At 71.1% G+C, this 23,832-nt stretch carries 17 protein-coding genes and 1 CRISPR repeat array; of the genes, 10 read left to right on the top strand and 7 right to left on the bottom strand.

The window, feature by feature from the left end; genetic code table 11:
* The first annotated feature begins 331 nt into the window (after nucleotides 1–331).
* The 5 genes from KBX21_RS09385 to KBX21_RS09365 all read left to right on the top strand — a co-directional run bounded on the left by KBX21_RS09385 (nucleotide 332) and on the right by KBX21_RS09365 (nucleotide 4,633).
* Nucleotides 332–1,663 (top strand): cytochrome P450, encoded by a 1,332-nt coding sequence (locus tag KBX21_RS09385; protein ID WP_049568271.1) that lies wholly within the window; start codon nucleotides 332–334, stop codon nucleotides 1,661–1,663.
* Nucleotides 1,645–2,745 (top strand): cytochrome P450, encoded by a 1,101-nt coding sequence (locus KBX21_RS09380; protein ID WP_210841655.1) that lies wholly within the window; start codon nucleotides 1,645–1,647, stop codon nucleotides 2,743–2,745. The genes KBX21_RS09385 and KBX21_RS09380 overlap by 19 nt, the downstream gene beginning before the upstream one ends.
* 116 nt (nucleotides 2,746–2,861) lie before the next feature.
* The gene (locus tag KBX21_RS09375; protein WP_049568273.1) at nucleotides 2,862–3,197 is read left to right on the top strand and encodes a helix-turn-helix transcriptional regulator; all 336 of its coding nucleotides are present in this window, start codon (nucleotides 2,862–2,864) and stop codon (nucleotides 3,195–3,197) included.
* A gap of 2 nt (nucleotides 3,198–3,199) precedes the next feature.
* Nucleotides 3,200–3,862 carry an SRPBCC family protein gene (locus KBX21_RS09370; protein WP_049568276.1) on the top strand — a complete coding sequence of 221 codons (663 nt, stop codon included), beginning with the start codon at nucleotides 3,200–3,202 and terminating at the stop codon, nucleotides 3,860–3,862.
* A 207-nt stretch (nucleotides 3,863–4,069) separates the two neighbouring features.
* Nucleotides 4,070–4,633: a dihydrofolate reductase family protein gene (locus KBX21_RS09365; RefSeq protein WP_210841654.1), complete on the top strand. Its 564-nt coding sequence runs from the start codon at nucleotides 4,070–4,072 to the stop codon at nucleotides 4,631–4,633.
* Nucleotides 4,634–4,705: 72 nt separating this feature from the next.
* Here the strand turns inward: KBX21_RS09365 and KBX21_RS09360 are convergent, their stop codons facing one another.
* The 4 genes from KBX21_RS09360 to KBX21_RS09345 form a co-directional block, all read right to left on the bottom strand.
* Entirely contained in the window at nucleotides 4,706–5,455 is a 750-nt protein-coding gene (locus KBX21_RS09360; protein ID WP_082206303.1) for an Atu4866 domain-containing protein, read from the bottom strand.
* 35 nt (nucleotides 5,456–5,490) lie between these two features.
* Entirely contained in the window at nucleotides 5,491–6,939 is a 1,449-nt protein-coding gene (locus tag KBX21_RS09355) for an amidohydrolase family protein (RefSeq protein ID WP_210841653.1), read from the bottom strand.
* Between the two features lie 117 nt (nucleotides 6,940–7,056).
* Nucleotides 7,057–7,986 carry a helix-turn-helix domain-containing protein gene (locus tag KBX21_RS09350; protein WP_210841652.1) on the bottom strand — a complete coding sequence of 310 codons (930 nt, stop codon included), beginning with the start codon at nucleotides 7,984–7,986 and terminating at the stop codon, nucleotides 7,057–7,059.
* Between the two features lie 92 nt (nucleotides 7,987–8,078).
* Nucleotides 8,079–9,539: an aromatic amino acid lyase gene (locus tag KBX21_RS09345; RefSeq protein ID WP_210841651.1), complete on the bottom strand. Its 1,461-nt coding sequence runs from the start codon at nucleotides 9,537–9,539 to the stop codon at nucleotides 8,079–8,081.
* A 121-nt stretch (nucleotides 9,540–9,660) separates the two neighbouring features.
* On the opposite strand from KBX21_RS09345, the gene KBX21_RS27105 reads away from it, so the two are divergent.
* From KBX21_RS27105 to KBX21_RS09320, 5 genes are all read left to right on the top strand, one after another.
* Nucleotides 9,661–10,314, top strand: a complete 654-nt coding sequence (locus tag KBX21_RS27105) for an IclR family transcriptional regulator (protein ID WP_210841650.1) — start codon at nucleotides 9,661–9,663, stop codon at nucleotides 10,312–10,314.
* 615 nt (nucleotides 10,315–10,929) lie between these two features.
* Nucleotides 10,930–11,904, top strand: a complete 975-nt coding sequence (locus KBX21_RS09335) for a CPBP family intramembrane glutamic endopeptidase (protein WP_210841649.1) — start codon at nucleotides 10,930–10,932, stop codon at nucleotides 11,902–11,904.
* 16 nt (nucleotides 11,905–11,920) lie between these two features.
* Nucleotides 11,921–13,090 carry a sensor histidine kinase gene (locus tag KBX21_RS09330; protein WP_210841648.1) on the top strand — a complete coding sequence of 390 codons (1,170 nt, stop codon included), beginning with the start codon at nucleotides 11,921–11,923 and terminating at the stop codon, nucleotides 13,088–13,090.
* Nucleotides 13,087–13,692, top strand: a complete 606-nt coding sequence (locus KBX21_RS09325; protein WP_017545076.1) for a DNA-binding response regulator — start codon at nucleotides 13,087–13,089, stop codon at nucleotides 13,690–13,692. Before KBX21_RS09330 ends, KBX21_RS09325 begins: the two co-directional genes overlap by 4 nt.
* Before the next feature lie 603 nt (nucleotides 13,693–14,295).
* A complete protein-coding gene (locus KBX21_RS09320) occupies nucleotides 14,296–14,838 on the top strand; it encodes a hypothetical protein (protein WP_210841647.1) in 543 nt (180 codons plus the stop codon).
* 100 nt (nucleotides 14,839–14,938) lie between these two features.
* A CRISPR array of direct repeats spans nucleotides 14,939–15,760; the repeat unit is 29 nt; unit sequence CGGTCCATCCCCGCGTGCGCGGGGCTCAC.
* A 144-nt stretch (nucleotides 15,761–15,904) separates the two neighbouring features.
* On the opposite strand, the gene KBX21_RS09315 is transcribed toward KBX21_RS09320, so the two are convergent.
* From KBX21_RS09315 to KBX21_RS09305, 3 genes are all read right to left on the bottom strand, one after another.
* The gene (locus KBX21_RS09315) at nucleotides 15,905–21,388 is read right to left on the bottom strand and encodes a carboxyl transferase domain-containing protein (protein ID WP_210841646.1); all 5,484 of its coding nucleotides are present in this window, start codon (nucleotides 21,386–21,388) and stop codon (nucleotides 15,905–15,907) included.
* A 296-nt stretch (nucleotides 21,389–21,684) separates the two neighbouring features.
* Nucleotides 21,685–23,058, bottom strand: coding sequence for a HAMP domain-containing sensor histidine kinase (locus KBX21_RS09310; protein WP_049568302.1), 1,374 nt, complete (start codon nucleotides 23,056–23,058; stop codon nucleotides 21,685–21,687).
* A complete protein-coding gene (locus KBX21_RS09305; protein WP_049568305.1) occupies nucleotides 23,055–23,720 on the bottom strand; it encodes a response regulator transcription factor in 666 nt (221 codons plus the stop codon). Before KBX21_RS09305 ends, KBX21_RS09310 begins: the two co-directional genes overlap by 4 nt.
* Between the last annotated feature and the right edge of the window lie 112 nt (nucleotides 23,721–23,832).

Below are 23,832 nucleotides of genomic sequence, written 5' to 3'. Positions count from 1 at the left end.
GTGCGCCCCGACCGCGCGGACGCCCGGCGGCGGGGCGGAGCGGACCGGAGGTGGTGCTGGTCACCGGTCGATTCGACGGGTTCCCCAACGCGGGCCCAACACCGGCCGACGCCGCTGGCGGGCCCGCCTGGCCGGCGGGCCGTGTTCGATCGCGGGCTGCCTGGTCAGCGCGACGACGCCCGATTTACACCGCGATGTCCGAACCTGCACTGGGCGGCCCCACGCACCACAGGCCCCCTGGGACAAGAGATTCGGGAGTGACGCAAGATGTAAAAAGAACCCAAAGTTTCATTAGACTGGGCGCTTCGTCGCCTCCCAGAACAGGATGCCCGTGGCCCCCCGATGCCCGTACGCCGAGCTGCACTCCGCTGAATTCACCGCCGACCCGCACGCGGTCAACCGGCGCATGGTCAAGGAACACGGCCCCGTGTTCCCCGCCGAGATCTTCCCCGGGATCAAGGCCTGGGTCGTCGCCGACTACGCACTGATCACCGCGTGGTGCCGGGACACCCGCACCTTCCGCCGTGACTCCCGCCTGTGGCTCGACTGGCGTGAGGGCCGCATCCCCGACGACGCCCCGGTCGTGGCGATGATGATGCACCGTCCCAACCTCCTGTACTCCGACGGCGACGAGCACGCCCGCCTCAAGCGCTCGGTGATCGACTCCCTGGGCCGCGTCCCGGAGAGCCGGATCGGGGACATCACACGCCAGCACGCCGACATCCTCATCGACGCCTTCTGCCAACGCGGTCAGGCCGAGCTGGTCTCCGAGTACGCGCGCCTGCTCCCGCTCCTGGTCCTGTGCGAGATCTTCGGCTTCTCCCGCGACGTCGGTGAGCGCGTACTGAACTCCCTCAGCGCCCTGTGGGACGGCATCGACGTCGTCAAGTCCAACGGCGAGTACGAGCGGGCGCTGTCCGACGCGATCTCCGCCAAGCACGCCCAGCCCGGCGAGGACGTCACCTCCTGGCTGCTCCAGCACCGGTCCGGGCTGAGCGACGAGGAACTCCTGCACCAACTCGTGGTGACGATCGGGGCCGGGGCCGAACCCACCGCGAACCTCATCTCCGGGACCACCCACACGCTCCTCGCGGACGACGAGGTCCGGCAGGCCTTCCGAGGTGCCCGCGTGGGGATCGGCGAGGCGATCGACCAGCTGCTGTGGATCGACCCCCCGGTCAACAACTACCCCGTCCTGTACCCCGTGAAGGACGTGCGGGTCAGCACGGGCACGGTGATCCGGGCAGGTGAGCCGATTCTCCTCGGATACGCGGCCGCGCATGCCACGATGGCAGGGGAGGGTCCGGACATCGAGTCGGGCAACCGCGCGCACCTCGCGTTCGGGGTCGGACCGCACCGGTGCCCGGCACAGGGATTCGCGTACGCTATCGCGCAGGTCGGGGTCGAGACCCTCACCAAGCGCCTGCCCGACCTGCGGACGAACAAGGAGGACGTCCACCGACGACCCGCCCCGTTCGCCCTGGCGCTCTCCCAGCTGCCGGTAACGTTCACCCCCGTCTCCCCGAAGGGCACGACACCTCCATGGCAACAGACATCCCCGTCCTCCACCCCTACGACCTCCACCGACAGACCACAGAACTCCGCTCCCGAGGCCCCGTCGTCGAAGTTGAGATCGTTGGTGGCGTGGTTGTTCGGGCGCTGACCGGACACGAGGTGCTCATGGAGGCGCTCGCCCACCCCGGGGTCCGCAAGGAGGCGCGGCACTGGCGCCCCTGGGCCGAGGGCGAGATCCCCATGGACTGGCCGCTCATCTCCTGGGTGGCCCCGGACAACATGCTCACGGCGGACGGGGACCGGCACCGGCGGCTGCGCGCCCTGGTGTCCCAGGCGTTCACCCCGCGCCGGGTGGAGGCGCTGCGTCCCCGCGTCGAGAAGATCACCGGGCAGCTCCTGGACGCCGTCGAGGCCGCCGGCCCTGGTCCGGTCGACCTCCGGGCGGGCCTGGCGCTGCCCCTGCCGATGACGGTGATCTCCGAGCTGTTCGGTGTCGGCGAGGAGCACCGCGACACCCTGCACACGCTGATCCACCGGGTCTTCGACGCGACCATCACCCCCGAGGTGGCCGCCCGGACCAACACGGACCTCCAGAGCTTCCTGAGCGAGCTGGCCGAGGAGAAGGCGAAGAACCCGGGTGACGACATGACCAGCGCCCTGCTCGACGCGCGCGCCGAGGGCGACGAGCGGTTGTCGCAGAGCGAACTCGTGTGGACCCTGATCCTCATGATCGGCGCGGGCTACGAGACCACGATGAACCTCATCGGCAACGCGGTGCACGCCCTGCTCACCCACCCGGACCAGCTCGCCCTGATCCGCGGCGGCGAGGCGTCCTGGGCCGACGCCGTGGAGGAGACCCTGCGCTGGGACGCCAGCGTCCAGTACATGCCCCTGCGCTACACGGCCGAGGACGTCACCCTGGGCGGGGTGAGCGTGCCCAAGGGCGAGGCCCTGCTGATGGGCTTCGGTGCCGCCGGTCGCGACCCGGCCCAGCACGGGGAGAACGCGGACGTCTTCGACCTGCGCCGCGCCCAGAACTCGCACCTGGCCTTCTCGCACGGCCCGCACTTCTGTCTCGGTGCCGGTCTGGCCCGACTGGAGGGGATCACGGCGCTGGAGCAGTTGTTCACGCGGTTCCCGAACCTCCGTCTGGCCGAGGGCGAGGAGTTCCCCGAAACGGCCTCCATCGTTTCCAGCGGTCTCGACCGCCTGCCCGTCGTCCTGGGCTGACCCGGACACGCCACGGAGCCCCGCGAGCCGCACGTTCGGCGCGCGGGGCTCCTTCGCGTCCAGGATCCTTTACCTCAGCCTCCACTTATATAAGCCTAGCTTGATATACTCTGGTCATGCATGCCTTCGACGTTCTCGGTGACCCGGTCAGACGGCGGCTCCTCGAGCTGCTCTCCGACGGGGAGCTCAGCTCCGGCGAACTCACCACGGTGGTCCGCGAGGAGTTCGGGATCAGCCAGCCCGCCGTCTCCCAGCACCTGCGGGTCCTGAGGGACCACGGCTTCGCGACCGTGCGCGCCGAAGGAGCCCGGCGGCTGTACTCCATCGACGCCGAGGCGCTGCGCCCCGTGGACGACTGGCTGGACCCGTTCCGCCGGTTCTGGGCGCCGCGGCTGGCCGCTCTGGAGACCGAGATCGCCCGGGGAAAGCGACAACGACGCACCCAGGAGTGACCATGAGCGAGCGCAACCCCGTCGACGTGGACGGGCAGATCGAAGCCGTCTCCCGAGCGTTGGAGACCGGGGATCGTGACGGACGCCGGACGTTGGTGTCGTCCATCAGCCAGCGCTACTCCACCACGGTCGAGGACCTGTGGGAGGCCTGTACCTCCGCCGAACGGCTCCCCCGCTGGTTCGCCCCCGTCTCGGGGGACCTGCGCCAGGGCGGCCGGTACCAGGTGGAGGGCAACGCGAACGGAACCGTCGAGACCTGCGAGGCACCCCGTTCCTTCAGCGCCACCTGGGAGTACGGCGGGGACGTCAGCTGGATCGCGGTCCGGGTGGACCCGGACGGCGACGGCGCGCGGCTGACCCTGGAACACACCGCGGACGCGGATTCGGTGGCTCAGTTCTGGGAGCAGTTCGGCCCGGGCGCCACCGGTGTGGGCTGGGACCTGGCCCTGCTCGGGTTGGCCCAGCACCTGCACGCGGGTGCGCTCACGCCGCAGGAGGCGCAGGGCTGGGAACGCACCGACGAGGGCCGCCGATTCATCACGGCGAGCAGCGCGCACTGGGCCGAGGCCAGCGTGGTGTCCGGGGAATCGCGTCCCCAGGCCGAGGCGGCCCGGGACCGGACCACCGCCTTCTTCCTCGGCGAGGAACCGCCGAGCCGCGACTGACCGGCGCGGAGGGAGGCCGCCACGACGCCGTTGTCGTGGCGGTCTCCTTGCTCAGGAGCCTGCCACCGGTCACCCCACCGGATCAACCCACGTCCCCGCTCGGCGTGTCCGACGCGCCGCCGTCGCGGCGACCGCCTGACCCGCGATGTCCGACCCCGGTGGTACAAAACCCAGGACAGTCAACGACCCAGCAGCGAGGTAGGCACCATGCGCAGCCTGATCGTCACCGCCTTCGTGTCCGTCGACGGGGTCATGGAGGCCCCGGGCGGGGAACGCGGGTACCGCAACTCCGGCTGGACCATGAACTCCGTGGAGGCGGACGAGGCGGCCTTCGAGATCAAGGGGCGGGAACAGGAGGAGGCGGGCGCCCTGCTGCTGGGTCGGCACAGCTACGAGGCGTTCGCCCGGGTGTGGCCCCGCATGGAGGAGTTCGCCGGGTACAACTCCAAGCCCCGCTACGTGGTGTCCACCACGCTCACCGAGGAGGACCCGCGCTGGCCCGCCACGATCCTGCGCACGGTCGAGGACGTCGCCGAGCTGAAGAGGACCGAGGGCGGCCCGCTCTCCGTCCAGGGCAGCGCCACCCTGGGCCACGCCCTCGCCGACGCCGGGCTGGTCGACCGTTACCACCTGCTGGTCTTCCCGGTGCTCCTGGGAGCGGGCAAGCGACTGTTCAGCGACACCGACAAGGACCTGACCCGGCTCGAACTCGTCGAGCACCAGGTGTACTCCAACGGCGTGCAGAAGCAGATCCTCGACGTCGTGCGGTGAGTCCCGGGCGGCACCGTCCACGTCAGCCCGTGGCCGTACGGCACCGCCCGAGCACCTCAGCGCCTCAGCGCCTCAGCGCCTGGTGAAGCGGTATCCGGCGTGGTGCAACACGTCTCCGTCGAACTCTCCGAAGGCCCAGAAACCCAGGTCGTCGAGGTAGTCGATCCGGGAACCGTCGACCCAGTACCGGCCGGTGTAGGCGCTCTCCCTGTCACCGCGTGCCTCGTCGTAGCGACCGTTCGGCAGCAGCTCCTGGCGGACGAACCCGTTCTCCTCCACCCACAGCCCCGTGTGGGGGTGGTCCGGGTCGTGGACGGGCTCGGTCACCCCCTCCGTGTCGGAACCCGGCTCCTCGACCGGCCGTCCGTTCCAGATCCTGACCCGCCCGCCGGTGATCAGCAGGTCGAGTCGACCGTTACCGGTCGAAGCGGCTCCCTCGGGGTCTCCGGACTCGTCGGCGATCCGGAACACGGCGATATTCGCGGTCCCACCCGGGGTCAGGGTGCCGCCCACACGATCCCCGGTGAGATCGAGGGAGGCGGGCAGGACGACGGTCCCCGAGCAGTCGATCACGATCATGCCGTCGTCCCCGGCCGCCGTCAGCAGGCCCGGACCGACCCCGACGATCACCTCTCCCCCGATGAGGACGTCCGCCCGCTGCCAGTCGCCCATCCGCGGATCGTCCGTGATGACGACGCCGCCCGTCAGCAGCAGTGGGCGTCCGTCCGCATCGCTCACCTGGGCCAGCAGGGCCTCGTCGCGCCTCGGCTGGACCGCAGGAGTCGGGTCGCTCGACGCAGGGGTCTTCGGGGTCTCGTTCATGGTGCTCCTCATGTCCTGTTCTCGCTTGGTGGCGTTCACGCGTCGGTGATCGTTCGGTGTCGCTCGTGCGGTGGTGTCTGCGTCCCGGACCGTCCGAGGAGCCGGTCCCGTGAGCCGTGGACCTCTTCCCGCAGTGCGTCCAGGTCCAGGTCCAGCACCCTCCCGCCCCACTTGCGGGGCTCGCCGTTGACCAGGACGGCCGTGATGTTGCGGGCGTCCGCGCCCAGGACCACGGTGCCGACCGGGTCGTTCAGCGGCATGTTGTTCAGGTCCTCGGCACCGATGACCAGGAGGTCGGCGCGTTTGCCCGGGGTGAGCGAACCGGTCACTCCGGCCAGCCCGTTGGTCCGTGCCCCCTGGAGGGTGGCGAAGTCCAGCACGTCGTGCACGCCGATCCGGACCGGTTCGGCCTCGGCACCGTAGGCGGCGTTGACCGCGCGCATCCGCTGCACGGTGTGCAGGGCCCGCATCTGGGTGAACATGTCCCCGGCCAGGGCCACCTCCACATCAATGCTCAGCCCCGGGCGCACTCCCACGGCGAGTGCCTCGTCGACGGCGGGGATCGCGGTCTCCAGACCGATCTGGGCGTCGGAGGTCGGTGCCAGGGAGACCGTGGTCCCGGTCTCCCCGATCAGCTTCCACGCCTCGTCGGTCAGGCCGGTGGCGTGGATCAGGGTGACGTGCGGCCCCAGCAGCCGCTGGTCTGCCCAGGCCCGCACGGACCGGGACGACGCGGTACCGAAGACCGCGTCAACGCTGACCCCGATATCCAGTTCCCTGGCGACGCGCGCCAGCTCCGGCCCGTAGGCCAGGGACGGTCCGGCGATCTCGTCGGTGGCCAGCGCCCCGACCCGCAGGGTCAGCATCCGGTCCGAACCGTCCGCGTACTCCTCCCGGAGCCGGGCGAGGTCTCCGGGCCACTGCTGGTCCCAGGCGCCGAAGTGCGGCCCCATCGCGGCGTGGACACCGCGGACGCCGCTGTCCACCAGCGCCCGGACCGCGGCGTCGGAGTGCTCGCGCGACCTCGAGTTGTGTGAGAAGTCGAGCATGCAGGTGATGCCGGCGTCGATCGCCGACAGCGCGGCCAGCCGGGTGCCGACGTACATGTCCCGGGGCTCGTAGAGCGGCGCGTAACCGGCCAGGGTGGTGGTCACGTAGTCCACGAGATCGTTCACGTCCGGCATGATCCTGCGAAGCTGGGACTGCCAGGCGTGCCGGTGGGTGTCCACGAACCCCGGAGTGATGATCGTGCCCGTGGCGTCGACCACCACCGCGTTCTCCGCCTCCAGGCCGGGACCCACCCGGGCGATCGAGTCCCCCTCGACCAGGACGTCCGAGCGCTCCAGGATCCCGAGTTCCGGGTCCATGGTGACCACGGTCGCGTTGGTGAACAGGACACGCCGCCCGGGGTCGTCGGCCCGTCGCCGGATCTCCTCCAGGAGGACGGGGCTCCCGGGGTCGTGTGCGATGGTCTCGGAGCTCATGAGTGCTTCCTCGGTCGGATGCCGCGCGGTGGAGGGCTCCACCGCCTTCACCCCGAAGTCTCGTCCCGCTCCGCCTGGGCAACCAGGTCGCCGTCATCCCTGGTGCGCGACTCCCAGTCACCGGGGCGGCGGCTCCCGGAACCCCGGTCTCGAATCGAACCGGTCCCGGCCGTTGCGGTCCCGCTCCGCCGGGTCGCCCCGATCCTGGACATCGGCGTGCAGGGATCCGAGCAGGGCCAGAGCGCCCTCCGAGGGGCTCCCCCGTTCCGCCTGGTAGACGATCAGCTGCTGCCCGGGTGCGCCGTTGACCGTGAAGCTGTCGTAGCGCAGGTCCAGGTCGCCCGCCTCGGAGTGGTGCAGCGGTTTGGCGTCGCCCGTCTTGCCCCGCACGTCGTGTCGCGCCCACAGCGAACGGAACTCCGCGCTCTTGAGCGCGAGCTCACCGACGACCTCGTTCAGCCGGGGATCGTCCGGGTTCAGGCCCGCCGCGCGGTGGAGTTCGGCGACGGTCGCCGAGGCGGTCCGCCGCCACTCGCGGTGGAATCGGTGCGCGGCCGGGTCGAGGAAGACCATGCGTGCCAGGTTGTCGTCCAGGGCGAAGTCGGAGTGCAGGGCCTCGGCGAGGCGGTTACGGGCCAGGATGTCCAGAGGGTGGTCCAGCACGAAGGCCGGAGTGTCACTCCAGCGCTCTAAGAGGCGGGCCAGGTGCGGGGAGACCCGCGAGTCCCGGCGGGCCCGGCCGTGCGGGCGTCCATCGGCGCGCGCCAGTCGACGCAGGTGGTCCGCGGCGTCCCCGTCCAGCTCCAGCGCCCTGGCCAGCGCCTCGACCACCTGCGCGGAGGGATGCCGTTCGCGGCCCTGTTCCAGGCGCATGTAGTAGTCGGTGCTGACCCCGGCCAGGAGCGCCACCTCCTCGCGGCGGAGGCCCGGAACCCTGCGGCGGCCGTACGTGACCAGCCCGAGGTCCTCGGGGCGCAGCCGTGAACGCCTGGCGCTCAGGAACTCCCCCAGGTGGAACCGGGGATCGGAGCTTCGGTCAGTGCCCATGCCGTCAAGGCTAGGTCCGGGAGGTTTCGGCCGGAAGTGGTGAGGGTGGGTGGGCCGCACCCACCCAACGCCCGGCCCGGCCCCGTCGCCGGTCAGAACCCGCTTGCCCGCGCCCGCTCCGGCGCGGCGTCCCACTGCGTTGCCAACGGACCCCCGAGCTGCGGGAGCGCGCGTTCGGCGGCGTCCAGGTCCTCCTGGAGGTCGCGGTCGTCGGTGTCTTCGTCCGCACCGCCCTGTGCGCGCAGGGCGTGCCTGGCCTGGTGGAACACGGACGCGTCGCTCCCCCGCAACGACAGGGCACGCAGGGCGGTGAGGAGCTCACAGGCCAGGAGGGTGCGCAGAGCGGCGGTGGCGGTCTCCGTCTGCCGCACCGCCAACGGCGCGAAACTGGCGTCCTCCTCCGCTCCTCGGGACAGGACCACGGTCTCCAGGGACGCCGGGGCCGCCGAGGCTCGGAGGACACCGTAGGAGGAGGCCGCCGTGTACTCGATGATCATGGTGCCCGAGGAACCCGCCGGGCCCGTGGCGAGGAAGGCGGGCAGCCCGGTGACCGCGGGGTCGGACAGGGCGCGCAACCGCCCCAACAGCGCCGGGGCCGCCTGGGCCAGGCCCAGTCTCAGGGCGTCCAGGCGCAGGGTCAACCCGGCCATGTGGAACCCGCCGTGGTGCACGACCCGGTCCGCCACCACCAACGGGTTCTCCTGCGCGGTGGCGGTGAGTGCGCCGACCAGCCCCGCGAGTTCGGCCAGGGCGTCGACGACGACCCCCTGGACCTGGGGCGCCGCTCGGAACCCGAACGCGTCCTGGACCCGTGCGGGCCGAACGGAACCCATGAGGTCACGCAGCCCCCGGGCGACTGTGGCCGCGCCCGGCACAACGGCGGCGCGGGCGGCCTCAGCGGAGAAGGCCTCAGGGTTGGCCCGGCAGGCCAGCGCGGACAGGGCCGTGGTCACGGTGGCGACGCGCAGCAGCGGGTCAAGGTCGGCGACCGCGAGCGCGGCCCTGCCCAGGGTCAGTGCGTTGCTGCTGATCAGCGCCAACGCGTCCGTCTCGGGAAAGCCTCCCATCGGGGCCCAGGGGGCGTCCGCCGGTCGTTCGCCCAGCAACGTCAGCCCCGCCCCGGCGAGTGCCGCCAGGTCACCGGTGCCCACGGTGCCGTGTTCCCGGACGTTGGGAAGGGCCCCGGTGTTGAGCATGCTGAGAAGCGCCCGGGTGGTCTGCGGGGAGATCCCCGAGCCGCCCACCGCGATCTGGTTGATCCGCACGAGGAGCATCGCGCGCACCGCCTCCCCGGGCAACGGTGCCCCGCCCGCCGCCGCGTGGCTCCGCAACAGGCGCAGGCCGTGCCCCTCGGCTCCGGCCGCGACGTCCCGGTTCGCGCCCACCCCCGTGTTGCGCCCGTAGACCGGACCGCGCTCGGTGGCCCTCTCGGCTCCACGGTGCGAGGCGGCCACCCGCGCCCAGGCCTCGGACGTCAACGCGACGGGCTCCTCGAACCGTGCCGCCCGCGCGATCCGGCCACAGTCCAGAGGAGATCCGTCCAGGTTCAGCATGCCCGCCTCCCTCAACATCCCGTGGCGATAGCCTGCCATCAGGTGGCAGCATGCTTGCATTGTATGGAAACTACTCGTCGTTCGCCCGTGTCCCGGGCGGATTTCTCACCGGAGGAACAACGTGGCCGAGCAGTCGACCCGAACCGTCGAGCGGGCGCTGGAACTCCTGGCGGTGGTCGCCGAACAGGGCGAGGTGTCGCTCACCGAGTGCGCGCGCCGGACCGACCTGGCGCCCAGCACCGCCCTGCGTCTGCTGCGCACCCTGGAGTCCACGGGGTTCGCCCTACGGGGGGAGGACGGTGCCTTCCGCCCGGGTCACCGGTTGGTCGGCATCGGGGCCCGGGCCCTGAGCCACGACTCACTCGCCGCCTTCGCGCAGCCGTCCCTGGGTGAGCTGGCCCGCGCGACCGGCGAGTCCAGCTACCTGTGCGTGGGCACGCCGGACCAGGGAGTCCTGTACATCGCCCAGGCCGAGGGCAGTCACACGATCCGCCACGTCAGCTGGGTGGGGCACCGCTTCCCGCAGGACGGGTCCGCCGTGGGTCTGGCCCTGCGCGACGCCACCCCTCCCGAGGGGTTCATCGCCACGGTCTCCATCGTGGAACCCGAGGTCATGGCCGTGGCCGCCCCGGTGCGGGCCGCGACGGGAATCGTCGCGGCCCTCAGCGTCGTGGGGCCCGTCTATCGTCTGGACCAGCCCCGCGTCGCCGAGCTGGGCGCCCTCCTGGCGGCCGAGGCCGAGCGCGTGACCGCCCTTCTCAGCGGAGAGCCCTAGACGCGCTTCGGGGCGCGGACGGTCCTGGGCGGCGGCCTGGGTGATGGTCTGGACGTGGATCCGCAGCTGCTTGCGGACGATCCAGTGGAGCAGGCGGTTGGCGATTCGTCGGTGGCGCAGCGCGCTCGGCCAGCTCCTGCGCACCCGCAGCCGGGCGCGCTCACCGATCGACTCGACGACGACCAGGAGCGCCTGACCGGTCCCCTCGTCGTCCCGCGTCCAGACGATCTCCCGGCCCTCGACCCGGTGCGTGACCGTCTCCCTCCTCACGGGCTGGTCCGGCGACACGAGGGCGACCGTTCCGTCCCCGACCACCCGCGCCTCCACCTCGCCGGCCTCCCACTCCGCCCGACGCCCGGGGTCGGAGACCAGGGCCCACAGGCGCGCGGCCGAGACCGGAACCTCCCGTTCGTATGTGAGACGGTCCCACCCGTCCGGCACGGAACCCGGATCGGCCGCCCCGACGGGCTCCGCCGGGCCCGGGGAAAGCCCGTCGAGGGCCAGGACAGCCGACCCCGCCCATGACATCTGTCATGGCCACTCCATGCGGAACACCGAACCAGACCCTGACTGGTGACACTGTGTGACAGGGCTTCGTCTGCCTAGGTTCGGGACATGAGCTTCAACGACACGCTTGCGCAGCCCGAAGCCGGAGAACAGCACGTCCGCGCACGAGGACACGTCCCGCCCGGGGTCGAGTACCACCGGGTCCTCGCCGGAGGGAAGCGCCGCGTCGGACGCGGCCTCCTCGCTATCGCGCTCCTGATCCTCGGCATGTTCGTCCTCAGCTTCGCCGCCGCCCAGGCAGCGGGCTTCGCCGACCTGAGGATGGGCAGGGTCAACCCGGCCATGGGCGGAACCGACTACACACCGCTCTACCACGGCGCGACCATGTTCTCCCTCACCCTCCTGATCCCGTGGAGCATGGTGCTCCAGCGCTGGCTCTACGGAGTCAGGGGAGCCTCGCTGCACTCGGTGGCCTCCCGGTTCAGGTTCGACGTCCTCGGCCGGGCGCTCGTGTTCATCGGCCCGGTCTGGCTGCTCTCGCTACTCGTCCTGAACCTGTCCCCCGCCGGGGAACGGACGCACTGGTCGGCCGCCTCTCTGGTGGTCCTGATCGTGATCACCCTCCTGCTGACTCCCCTGCAATCAGCGGGTGAGGAGTACGGGCTGCGCGGCCTCGTGTTCCGGATCGCGGGGAGTTGGGGACGCGGACCACGCGTCTCGCTCTTCCTCGGCGTCCTCGTCTCCAGCGCACTGTTCACGGTCCTCCACGGTGCGGACGACCCCTGGATCAACCTCTGGTACTTCACGCTCGCGGCCAGCCTGGCCGTCATCACCTGGCGCACCGGCGGCATCGAGATCGCGGTCGTCATCCACGCCCTGCTCAACACGGTCACCTTCGTCATCGCCGCGGCCCTGCACACGGACATCGGCTCCGCCGTGACGGACCGGTCCGCGGGTGCGGGGTCTCCGGTCCTGCTGGTTCCCACCCTCACCGTCGCCGTGATCGCCGCCGTGGTGTGGTGGCGTTCGCACAGGACCGGACCGGCCCTGACCCCCGCGAGCCCGCACCCCGAGCAGCGGTGAGGGGAGAATGAGGGCCATGAACGCCTCCCCCTCGGTCGGCCCGCGCAGGTTCGAGGCGTACCTGCGCTGGTCCACCTACTTCGCCACCACGATCCCCTCCGGGACCCTCTTCAGGAGCGTGGTCGAGGCCGGGGGCCCGATCGCGGCGCCCACAGTGTCACTGGTCGCGCTGGGGGCGCTGACCCTGGCCCTGGTCACCGGAAACGTCCTCGTCGCCAACTGGAGCGTCGACTCCGTGGTCGGCCGCGCGGGGCGGTTGCCGCTGATCTGGGTGTCAGCGTGGGTACTGGTCCTCGCCGCCTTCATCGCGGTGACCCTCACGCTTCCGTTCCCCGCTCTGGGTCTGACCGTCGCGGCGGCGATCGGCGCGAGCGGCGCCAGCATCGGGCTCTCCCTCAGCGGGGACCGGATGCTGCTGCTCAACGCTGCGGCGCTCGCCCTCACTGTCGCGCTGGTGGGTTTCGGCGATCCCGTTCTCCTGGTGGTCGGGCTGGTCATGGTCAGCGTCGTCCTGTGGCTCTGCTGGTCGAGCGCGTGGATGCTTCGGGTGCTCCTGGACCTCCAGGCCGCACATGAGGACCGCGCGGCGCTCGCCCTCGCCAACGAACGCCTGCGCATCTCCCGCGACCTCCACGACGTCTTCGGCCGGACCCTGGCAACCATGGCGGTCAAGAGCTCCCTCGCCTCGGAGCTCGTTCATCGTGGCCATTCCCAACGCGCCGCAGCGGAGATCACCGAGGTGCGGCGCCTCGCGCAGGACGCGGGCAGCGAGGTCCGTCGGGTCGTGCGGGGCGAACACCGCACGACCTGGGAGGACGAACTGTCGGGAGCGAGATCCCTCCTGGAGTCCGCTGGCATCCGCTGCACGGTGACCGGGGATCCCGTACCCGGCGCGCACGCCGAGGCGCTGGCATGGGTCGTACGAGAGGGCGTGACGAACCTGCTGCGCCATTCGACGGCGACGCGGGTCACGCTCACCACCAAGGAGGAGGACAACGAGATGCACCTGAGCGTGGCCAACGACGGAGCCGGTCCCGCCGATCCCGCGCGGCTCGCCGAGGGGACCGGGTTGGACGCGATGTCCGAGCGCGTGCGCGCGATCGGCGGACGGGTGCACACCGGCCATGACGGCGACTGGTTCCGGCTCCACGCCGCGATCCCGCTCCGCAGAGGGGGCAAGGCGTGATCCGTCTGCTTGTCGCCGATGACGAGCACCTCATCCGGGACGCCATCGCCGGACTGCTCGCCCTGGAGGACGACTTCGAGGTGGTCGGCCAGGCGGCGTCGGGCGACGAGGCCCTGGCCACGGCGCTTCGTGTCAGCCCCGACGTGGCGCTGCTCGACCTGCAACTGCCCGGGCCCGACGGCATCGAGGTGACCCGTCGGCTCGCGACCGAGCTGCCGGGATGTCGCTGTGTGATCGTCACCTCGCACGGACGCCCCGGTTACCTGAAGTCGGCACTCGCCGCGGGTGCACGCGGCTTCCTGCCCAAGACTGTGTCCTCCCGGACCTTCGCCGAGGTCGTGCGCAAGGTCGCGAACGGTGGTCGGCACGTCGACCCGGACCTGGCCGCCGAGGCGATCAGCGCGGGGGACTCCCCGCTCAGTCCGCGTGAGTCCGACGTCCTCGCCCTGGCGCGCGATGGCGCGCCGGTCGAGGAGATCGCCCGACGTGTCTGCCTCAGCAGGGGGACCGTGCGCAACCACCTCGCCTCGGTGATCTCCAAGCTCGACGCCTCGAACCGTCATGAGGCCGCGCGGATCGCCTCGGAGCACGGTTGGATCTGACCGGTTCGCCGTGAGCAAGGGCCGCACCCCTCGGGGTGCGGCCCTTGTGCGTGGAGGGCCCGTCGCCGGTCGGCTGAGGTCTCCAGTCCCAACCGACCGTCATCCAGCCGCCCCTCCCATTTGGCATTATGCCGCAATGCGGGTATCCGCAGGGCCGAAAATGGCTCAGACAAAGGCCTGCGACCGAACACACTCATACCCATCAGTCCAAATTCTAAAGCCGTCGAACGACATTCGCTGCCAAACGAACATTATCGAACACTTCCGAACACCATAGGACTGCACCGGTGACAAATCCGTGCCTACTGGCGACACAGTCAATTACGACACCTAAGCGACCAGGGACGGACATACCTCCAGTCGCCTGGTGGGCACGTGGCCTCTTGGTGAGGTAATTTCCCCTCATCGGCCTTCGGTCACCTCCCAGCCGGTCTGCGGCGTCTCCAATCCCTCGCCCCGATCTGCACACAAATGGGCCAGGCGATCATCCAGCCGACCACGAAAACCCCGAACATGAAAACCAGCCATGAAGGGTTCTCCCATTTTGACCGCACATCGACACCCGGATTCTCCGGGAAACCGACGTTCCCGGGAGGCGAACTGATGGACCAGGCACGCGGACCCAGGTACGTCATCCAGACCGACGTCGACCCCCAGAACATCCGTATGGACGAGGACGGCAACCTCTGGGGCGAAGTCCCCGTCCTCCTGGTCCAGGGACCGGTCGGTCCCGAACGCCGGACCCACATCTGGTCCCCGACTGAGCGGAGTTTCGTGCAGGCGCGATTCGTACCCGAGGTTCCCGAGGATCTGCCCGGTGCCGGAATGAAGCCGGACCCGGTGCAGGCCACGAGCGTCCCCGAGTTCATCGAACTGATGAACAAGTACCGGCGCTGGGCCGGATCGCCGTCCTTCAGGGTGATGGCGGACCGGGTGGGTGTGAGGTCCTCGTCCCGCTTCTGCGAGGCGCTCCGATCCGACAGGCTCCCCACGTTCGCCCTGCTCAACGCCTTCGTCGTCGCTCTTGAGGGAACGTCCGCCGACTTCCAGCGGTGGGCGGCGGCCTGGAGGGCGTTGGAGGGGGAATTGCCGGTCGGCCCACCGGCGCTCCCGCTGCCGCTCCCCGCCGGTGAGGACACGAAGTAGGCACCAGCCCCCGCCACCGGTTCGGGTGGTGGGGGCACCCGCCTGACGGACCCGCGTTTTCGAGGCGATGACACGCCCCCGAACTCTTCTACACCGAGCACGGGCCATCCCCGCGTGCGCGGGGCTCACGACCGGGACTGGTGGCGCGACCGCGCGGTCGCCGGTCCATCCCCGCGTGCGCGGGGCTCACTCCAAGACGAGCGGGACACCCGGCTTGCCGACCGGTCCATCCCCGCGTGCGCGGGGCTCACAGGGCCTTGACGGCCTCGCCCTTGTCGCCCTTCGGTCCATCCCCGCGTGCGCGGGGCTCACCACTTTCTCCCTGCTTCGACCCCCAAGGGGTCCGGTCCATCCCCGCGTGCGCGGGGCTCACGGGACCCATGCTCGGGTGGTGAACGTGTCGGTCGGTCCATCCCCGCGTGCGCGGGGCTCACCGGGCACGGCGGGCACGGTCCCGCTCCGCCTGCGGTCCATCCCCGCGTGCGCGGGGCTCACCCTATGAGCTGGCGAAGCTTCGCCTCACCGGTCGGTCCATCCCCGCGTGCGCGGGGCTCACATGCCCGCGTCGACGAGCTCGCCCGCCTGGACCGGTCCATCCCCGCGTGCGCGGGGCTCACTTCAGCACAGCGCCCTCGGGGCGGGCACCAAGCGGTCCATCCCCGCGTGCGCGGGGCTCACGCGGCGAGGGCGAGCAGCTGGGTGCGGGCGGTCGGTCCATCCCCGCGTGCGCGGGGCTCACGATCAACGACTCCCGACGCCCGTACAGGGCGTCGGTCCATCCCCGCGTGCGCGGGGCTCACCTGTGAGCGGAGCAGCTCCAGGGCCTCGACGACGGTCCATCCCCGCGTGCGCGGGGCTCACGGTTCTCCTGGTGTAAGGCCGGTGTGGTCCTGCGGTCCATCCCCGCGTGCGCGGGGCTCACGCTTAATGACCTGCGGCGATGCGGGCCGTTATCTCCGCTTGATAATCGCCTGACTCGTTTCTGCGGACGCTTGGCGGACATCATTCCACACGAACACACGGAAACGGCCAGCCCCCAGAACGGGGCTGGCCGTTTCCGTACCGTCTAGCGCTTCATGCCCTTGGCGATGGCGTCGATGATGCTCGGGCGCAGCTCGGCGGCGCGGATGATGGCGTCGACCGAACCCACCTCGACCGCGCGCTGGATGCTGTGCACGCCGTCGAACTCCGTGGCGACCTCGCTCAGCTTCTCGGCTCGGACCGAGGCCTGCACCTCGGAGAGCTCCGCGTTGAGCTCGGCGCGTTCGGCGGCACCGGCCTCCGACACCCGGGTCTGCAGCTCGGTCACTCGCGGGTCCGTCGCGGTGCGCTTGTTCACCTCACCGGCGAACACCACAGCAGCGGCCGGAGCGCCGCCCAGCACCGACGCGAACGACCCCTCCAGGGCCAGAACCGTCATGTTCGGGTTCAGCGCCTTGGAGAACACCACGAACGCTCCCCCGTGGTAGCGGGAGATCACGCAGAACACGATCGGGCCGTCGAAGTTGACGATCGCCCGGCCGATCTCCGCGCCGTACTCCAGCTGGAGCTTGCGCATCGACTCCGGCGAACCGTCGAAGCCGGACAGGTTGGCCAGCACCACCAGCGGGCGGTTGCCAGAGGCCGCGTTGATCGCCCGCGCGGTCTTCTTGGACGAACGCGGGAACAGCGTGCCCGCCGTGTAGGTGTCGGGCCCGTCGGTGGGCGGGAACCCGCGCCGCGCCACCGAGCGGGACTCGATGCCCACCAGGCAGACCGGCCAACCGCCGATGTGCGCGTCCTGCACCGCCGAGGTGTCGGCGTCGGCCATCCCGGCCCAGCGCTCCAGCACCGGGTGGTCCTGGTCGGCCAGGGCCCGCATCACCGTGCGGATGTCGAACGGCTTCTTGCGGTCCGGGTTGTGCTCGGCGGAGAAGATCTCCCCCACCGTTGTGAAGTCGCTGCCCTCAACGGAGTGCGGGAAGTCGGAGACGTCCCGGTGGTCGGGGTCGCTCGTGAGGGCCCGGCGCGGCCCGTCCTCGCCCGGCAGCACGTAGGTGTGGTCGTAGTGCGCCATCAGCACGTCGCGGGCGGCTGGCAGGTTCGGCGCCCAGTACTGCGCCTGGCCGTTGGGGCCCATCACCCGGTCGTAGCCGCCGATACCGAAGTTGTCCTCGGCCGACACACCACCGGAGAAGTCCAGCGACTGCTTGCCGGTGAGCACCATCGCGGAGTCCGGCGTCATCACCAGGATGCCCTTGGTGTGCATGAGCATGGTCGCCTCGGCGTTCCAGTACGGCTGGGCGCCCACCGTGATCCCGGCGACCACGATGTTGATCTCGCCGCCGTCCTGGGTGAACTCCACGATCCGCTTGAGCGCGGCCGCGACCCAGTCCATGTTCTCGGTACCGGAGGTCATCGAGATGCGCGCACCGGCGGAGAGCGCGAACCACTCCAGGGGCACTCCCATGTTCTCGGCCAGGTTGATCGCGGCGATGACCCGCGAGCACTCCGGCTCGGACAGCGCGCCCAGCGCCTTGGTCGGGTCGCCGAGCAGCACTACGCGGGTGACGCCCTCGGGGTGACGCTCGGTGGGAGTGGTGACCACTCCGGCCACGATCGCCGCCGTGTTGCGTCCCCGGGGCCGGTCGACCGGCACGAGCACGCCGTTCTCGTCGAGGTCGTGCTCGACGAAGGTCCCTTCGGTCCCGGTGAGCATGTCGGTCAGCTCGTAGGGGTAGACGGTTCCGCGTCGGGCGGCTCGCAGGACCTTCTGGCGGTAGTCGTCCAGCGGCAGCACCGGTTCGGTGGACGGTTCCCCCACGTGCACGCGGGCGTCGCTGCCCGGTTCGAGGGCCACCCGCACGGCCATCTCGGTGAGCTCGCCCTCGTCGGTGCGCTGGCGGGCCACGAACTGGACCTCCTCCAGCCCGGCGCCGTCGGTGGTCGGCAGGATGCGCTCCACCAGGGCGTTGAGCTCGTCGATGCTCAGCTCGGTGGGCGGCCACACGTACATGAGGATGCGGTTGGTGTCGAAGCGCTTGTTGTGCGGGCGCTGCGCCTGGATGTTGCGGATGGCGTCCAGGCAGGCAGCGAGCGTGCCCTCCACGGCGGGCAGGGCGACCAGTCGGCCCTCGGCGTCGCGCAGCGGGGTGAGGTCACGGACCTGGCCCAGCGCGATCAGCCGCTCGTCGGACGGGTTGCTGCGCGCCACCGCCTTGACGAGGTAGACCTCCTCGTCGGCGGACGGCAGGCGGGTGAGGTCGAACTCCCGCAGCCGCTGGAGCTGGAGGCGCTGCGCGATCTGCGGGTGCAGACCCCGGATCAGCCGGTCCTCTACCAGTGCACCGCCCTCGGGACGGAAGGTGAAGTGGTGGTGCATGACCGCGCCGCTGGTGCCGGCGACGGTGGCGGTGACGCGGCGCACGCCCTTGGGCAGCGTGTGGTCGGCCAGGATCCGGGCGAGCCGCACCGCCATGGCGTCGGCGTCCGGCTGGTCCTCCCAGGTCACGTACAGGTCGGCGACCAGTCCGTGCTCCGGGGCGTCGGCGGCCAGCTCGGCGACGGCCCCAAGGGCGTCGGGCAGGTCGGCGAGGTCCACGGCGGTGGCGACCACACGGGTCACCCCCTGGGCGTTGGTGTGCTCGGTGGTGACCAGCTGGCAGCCACCGCTCTGACTCGCCGAGACCTCGGAGAGGCCGCGGTTGCCGTAGTAACGGCGGGTCAGGACCTCGAGCAGCGGAGCGTGGTCCTTGCCGGGGCGCCCGATCCGCTGACCGATCAGTCGCACCAGCGGTTCGGAGCTGGCGACCATGGTCTGGATCCGGTCGGCGCGGTCCGGGGAGTCCGGTTCGCGGTCCAGGTGACGCAGCTCGTCACGGACGGACGCGTAGACCCGTGCGCGGTTGCGGCGCAGCAGCGGCTGGGTGAACCAGCGGAACACCACGCCCCGGGCCAGGTCGGACACGGCCGGGAAGCGGACCTGGGTGGCCTCGATCAGGTGTTCCAGGGCGAGCCCGGCGCGCTCGCCGAGCGGCTCCTGGGGCGGAGCGTCGGCCAGCCAGCGGCGCAGCAGCTCCGTCACGATCGTGACGTAGCCGCCCATGCGCTGCTGGGCGAGGAAGATCCGGAAGACCGCGTCCTCCAGCTCCGGGGTGCGGTCGAGGTCGGTGACGCCGTAGTGGGCGAGGACCCGGGTGAGCCTGTTCTGGTAGCCCTCGATCACCCCGGCGCGCTCGACGTCGAGGCTCTGGAGGTAGCTGTGGAAGTACTCGCGGGGGCTGTGCACCCGGTGGTCCTGCTCGGCGTCGACGGCGCCGCCCGGCTTGTTGCGGCTCAGTTCGGACAGGTCCGCGAACACGGTGAGCAGGTCGAGTTCGCCCTCGATCGGCTCCGCGCCGAGTTCCTCACGAGCGGTGAGGTAGTCGGCCAGCACACGCGAGCGCTCCTCCGGGGAGAAGTCGAAGCCCAGCAGGAGACCGTGCAGGTCGCTGAGTCCCTGGTCGGCGCGCTGTCCTGCGGAGGCGGCCGGAACCGGCGCGGGCAGGTCGATCTCGACGGTCCCGGCCTGGTCGTCGGTGTCCTCGGCGTCGTCGTCGCCCAGGGGCTCCAGGCGCATGAGCGGGGCGCCGGTCTCGACCTGGCCGCCCACCGCGACGGGGCACTCGCGCACCCGGGCGCGGAACGGCGCGCGCAGCACCGTCTCCATCTTCATGCTCTCGAGGACCAGGATCGGGGCGCCCGACTCGACCTCGTCCCCCACGGACAGCGGCGTGGCGACCACCAGGGCGGGGGCGGGCGAGCGGACGACGCCGCCCTCGTCGCGGCTGACCCGGTGGGTGACGCCGTCGATCTCGACCAGGTGGACCGGGCCGTGCGTGGCTGACACGAGCCGGTACCTGCGGCCGTTGACGGTGATGTGCCCGCTGTGGGCGTCGAACCGCTCCACCTGGACGTCGGCGGGGTGGACGTCGCCGCCACCGGACACGCCGACACGGAAGCGCTTGTGCCCGATCCGCGCCACGCTCACCCGGTAGCCGACGCCGCGGAGCTTGAGGTCCAGGGGACGGCCGGTGTCGTGCTGCACCTGCGGACGGCCGCCGTGGGCGGTGGACAGCAGCTGCTGGCGGCTGGCCTCCTCCTCGTCGCGGTAGGCCTCGATGGCCGCCGCGGCCAAGGCGACGGCGGAGTGCCGGTGGGTGACCAGGCGGCCCTCGGAGCGCACGCGGTCGATCCAGCCGGTGTCGGCGCTGCCGTCGATCACCTCGGGCTGGTCGAGCAGGTCGAGGACGAAGCTCTTGTTGGTCGCGCCGCCCTCGATGATGACGGTCGTCTCGGACATGGCGCGGCGGAGGCGGCCCAGCGCCTGCTCGCGGTCGCGGCCGTAGGCGATGATCTTCGCGATCATCGAGTCGAAGTCCGCGGGGATGCTGTCACCCTCGCGCACACCGGTGTCAACGCGGATGCCGGGGCCGGAGGGCATGTCCAGGCGGGTGATGCGGCCCGGGGAGGGCGCGAAGTCGCGGTCGGGGTCCTCGGCGTTGAGGCGGGCCTCCACCGCGTGCCCGATCTCCCCGGGCTGTGTGCCCTCCAGCTTCCCGCCGGAGGCCACGAAGAGCTGCATGCGGACCAGGTCCGTGCCCGTGGTGATCTCGGTGATGGGGTGCTCGACCTGGAGGCGGGTGTTGACCTCCAGGAACGCGAAGAGCCGCTCACCCGGGTGGTAGAGGAACTCGACGGTGCAGGCGCCCCGGTAGCCGACGGCCACGGCGAGGCGTTCGGCGGAGGCCCTGAGCTCGGCGGCCTGCTCGGGCTCCAGGACCGGGGAGGCGGACTCCTCGATGATCTTCTGGTTGCGGCGCTGCACGGAGCAGTCGCGCACGCCCAGCGCCCACGCGGTGCCCTGGCCGTCGGAGATGACCTGCACCTCGACGTGTCGGGCACCCGTGACCAGGCGCTCCAGGAAGACCACACCGGAGCCGAAGGCGCGCAGCGCCTCCTGGCTGGTGCGCTCGTAGGCGTCGGTGAGGTCCTCGGCGGAGGCGACCATGCGGATACCGCGACCGCCACCACCCGCCGTGGCCTTGAGCATCAGCGGGTAGCCGATCTCGTCACCGGCGCGCAGGGCCTCCTCCAGGGTGGCCACCTCGCCCCGGCTCCAAGGGGCGACGGGGACGCCGACCTCCTCGGCGATCAGCTTCGAGCCGATCTTGTCGCCGAGTTTGCGCATGGCCTCGGGGCTGGGACCGACGAAGGTGACGCCGATCCTCTCGCACAGCTCAGCGAACGCCGGGTCCTCGGCGACGAAGCCCCAGCCGACCCAGGCGGCGTCGGCTCCGGTCTCCAGCAGGGCGCATTCGAGGACGGCGAGATCCAGGTAGGGGCGGGCCGAGGCCGGGCCGAGGTCGTAGGCGACGTCGGCCTCGCGCACGAAGGTCGAGTTGCGGTCGGCGTCGGTGTAGAGGGCGATCGTCTCGATCCGTGCCCCGGTTTCCGCCGAGAGGTCCCGGACGGCGTGGATGAGCCGCATCGCGGCCTCTCCACGGTTGACGATGGCGACACGACTGAACACCGAATGCCCCTCCCAAGTACCTCAACGCAGAAGGCGACGTCCGGATCTCGGAGCGCCGCCTGCACCTTCCTCTAGCTTGGTGGATCAGTTGGAGGTACACCAATGTCCCGAATTGCTCACGCCGGGGCCGAGGCTTTGTGGGAACTCCACAAAAAGTGTCCCGCCAGGCCCCGCTGGGGATCGCCGAACGCGAGGTTTGCCACAACCAGGCGGTTCTGGCGTGCTGTCGGCGGTTGCGGAGGGAGGTGACCGAATCTCCGCAGGAGGGGTGACTCGCTCCCGTCCGGGCGCCTTGGTCAGGCCCTGGCGAGGGGCAGGAGGATCCGGACCGTGGTCCCCTCGGGACCGCTCTCGACGTCCACGTCTCCGCCCTGGGCCGTCACCAGGGACCGCACGATCGACAGTCCCAGGCCGACGAGCCCTCCCGCCTCGTTGGGGCGGGTCGTCACGAAGGGCTCGAACACGAGGGGGAGGACGTCGGGGTCGATCCCGTTCCCGTCGTCCGTGACGGTCAGGGCCACCGTGTCCCCCTCGACCCTGGTCGCGACGTCGACGAGGACGTGCGGCGGGTTGTGGTCGATCGCGTTGGAGACCAGGTTCATCAGGCACTGCTCCAGCCGGGCCTGGTCCCCGAGCACGACCTGCGGGGCGGCCTCGTGGAAGACCACGGACCGCGCGTGGGAGAGGGACCGGACCCTGGCGCGGACGGCCTCGAACAGGTCGGGCAGGAACACGGGGCCCCGGTCGGCGTCGATCCCGTCACCGCCGCGCGCCACCGCCATGAGGTCCTCCAGCACGCGCCGCAAGCGCTCCAGCTCGGCGTGGACGATCTCCGCCTCCGGGCCGCCCAGCAGCTCCAGGTGCCCCTCCGCGACGGCCAGGGGGGTGCGGATCTCGTGGGAGATCGCCGCCAGGTAGCGGCGCCGTCCCGTGTCCGCCTGCTCGATCCGGGTGAGCATCCGGTTGATCTCGGTGGCCAGCTCCGCGATCTCGTCCTCCGTGTCCGGAACCGGGACGCGGGTGGCCAGGTCGGTCGGCGAGATCCTCTGTGCGGCCGCCGACACCTTCCGCACCGGAGCCAGGGTGCGCCGCACCACCAGCCACAACGCGGCCCCTCCCCCGCCGATGCCGATGGCCCCGGCCACGGCGGTGAACAGCAGGACCGTGGTGGCCGTGTCCTGGACCGTGTCCAACGGCGCGGCGACGGTGATGACGGCGATCTTCTCGTCGGCCGCGTCGGTGAGGGGGGTGTCCAGCACCCGGACCCGGCCGACGTCGGTGTCCACGGTGCGCGCGACCCCCGGCGCCGGGGCGGGCGCGTCGTCCCCGCGCATGAGCCCCGCGACCTCGGCCGGGCCGCCCGTGCTCTGCAGACGGACCCCGTCCACGTGCACCAACGACACGTGCCGGGGGCCGCTGGGGCGGATCTCCAGCGCCCGGTGCGCGGCGCGCTCGGCCTCGGGGCCCGACACCATGCCGTCCAGCCCCGCGGCGGCCGGCAGCTGATCCCCCAACGTGTCGCTCAGCAGCGCGGACTCCTGACGCAGCAGGTCGTCGACGTCGTTGCGGCCGGAGACGAGGACCAACTGGTGGGTCAGCACGGTGACCCCGCCGATCACCAGCACCATCACCGTCAGTGCCCGCAGGACCAGACGCCTGGTGAGGCTCACCCCTCGCCACCGCTCAGGCGGTAGCCGACGCCGCGCACGGTCTGGATGCGATCCGCTCCGAGCTTGCGGCGCAGTTGGCTGACGTAGACCTCGACGACGTTCGAGGCCCCGTCGAAGTCGTAGCCCCACACCAGGTCGAGCAGCTGGGACTGGGAGAAGACCTGGCTGGGATGGTGGAGCAGGACCGACAACAGGGCGAACTCCCGGGCGGACAGGGCGACGACGGCTCCGTCAACGAAGGCGGTGTGCCGTCCCATGTCGAGGGTCACGCCCCGGGCGGTCACGGCGTCGGTGCGATCCGACGCGCTGGTGCGCAGCCTGGCACGGATCCGCGCCAGCAGTTCGTTCACGCTGAACGGCTTGACCACGTAGTCGTCGGCCCCGGCGTCGAGGTTGACGATCCGATCGCTGACGGCGTCCTTGGCGGTGAGCACGATGACCGGCACCGAGGGTCGGCGCAGCCGGAGTCGGCGCAGGACCTCCTCGCCCGCCAGGCCCGGCAGCCCGAGGTCGAGGACGACCAGCTCGACGTCGGTCGACAGCGCCATGACGAGGCCGTCGACGCCGTCCGAGGCGGTCACCACCGTGTGACCGGCGTTCTCCAGAGCGCGCCGGAGGAAGGAGACGATGCCCTCCTCGTCCTCCACCACCAGAATCGCCACCGCGCCGAACCCTCCCGTTGCCTTGGACAGCCCAGCATGCCGGTCGATGCTGAGCCCATGATGAAGGAAACCTGAAAGCCGTCTTCAGGTTGGTTTCAGGTTCCCATCATCG

The sequence above is a fragment of the Nocardiopsis sp. B62 genome (genome assembly GCF_018070675.1).
Taxonomy (GTDB): domain Bacteria; phylum Actinomycetota; class Actinomycetes; order Streptosporangiales; family Streptosporangiaceae; genus Nocardiopsis; species Nocardiopsis prasina.
This window is presented reverse-complemented; position numbering and strand designations above follow the sequence as displayed.

Bases quoted from the DNA above. Each gene is read 5' to 3' on its own strand.
- KBX21_RS09375 (WP_049568273.1), top strand. From the start codon at position 2,862: ATGCATGCCTTCGACGTTCTCGGTGACCCGGTCAGACGGCGGCTCCTC.
- KBX21_RS09370 (WP_049568276.1), top strand. From the start codon at position 3,200: ATGAGCGAGCGCAACCCCGTCGACGTGGACGGGCAGATCGAAGCCGTC.
- KBX21_RS09365 (WP_210841654.1), top strand. From the start codon at position 4,070: ATGCGCAGCCTGATCGTCACCGCCTTCGTGTCCGTCGACGGGGTCATG.
- KBX21_RS09360 (WP_082206303.1), bottom strand. From the start codon at position 5,455: ATGAACGAGACCCCGAAGACCCCTGCGTCGAGCGACCCGACTCCTGCG.
- KBX21_RS09355 (WP_210841653.1), bottom strand. From the start codon at position 6,939: ATGAGCTCCGAGACCATCGCACACGACCCCGGGAGCCCCGTCCTCCTG.
- KBX21_RS09350 (WP_210841652.1), bottom strand. From the start codon at position 7,986: ATGGGCACTGACCGAAGCTCCGATCCCCGGTTCCACCTGGGGGAGTTC.
- KBX21_RS09345 (WP_210841651.1), bottom strand. From the start codon at position 9,539: ATGCTGAACCTGGACGGATCTCCTCTGGACTGTGGCCGGATCGCGCGG.
- KBX21_RS09335 (WP_210841649.1), top strand. From the start codon at position 10,930: ATGAGCTTCAACGACACGCTTGCGCAGCCCGAAGCCGGAGAACAGCAC.
- KBX21_RS09330 (WP_210841648.1), top strand. From the start codon at position 11,921: ATGAACGCCTCCCCCTCGGTCGGCCCGCGCAGGTTCGAGGCGTACCTG.
- KBX21_RS09320 (WP_210841647.1), top strand. From the start codon at position 14,296: ATGGACCAGGCACGCGGACCCAGGTACGTCATCCAGACCGACGTCGAC.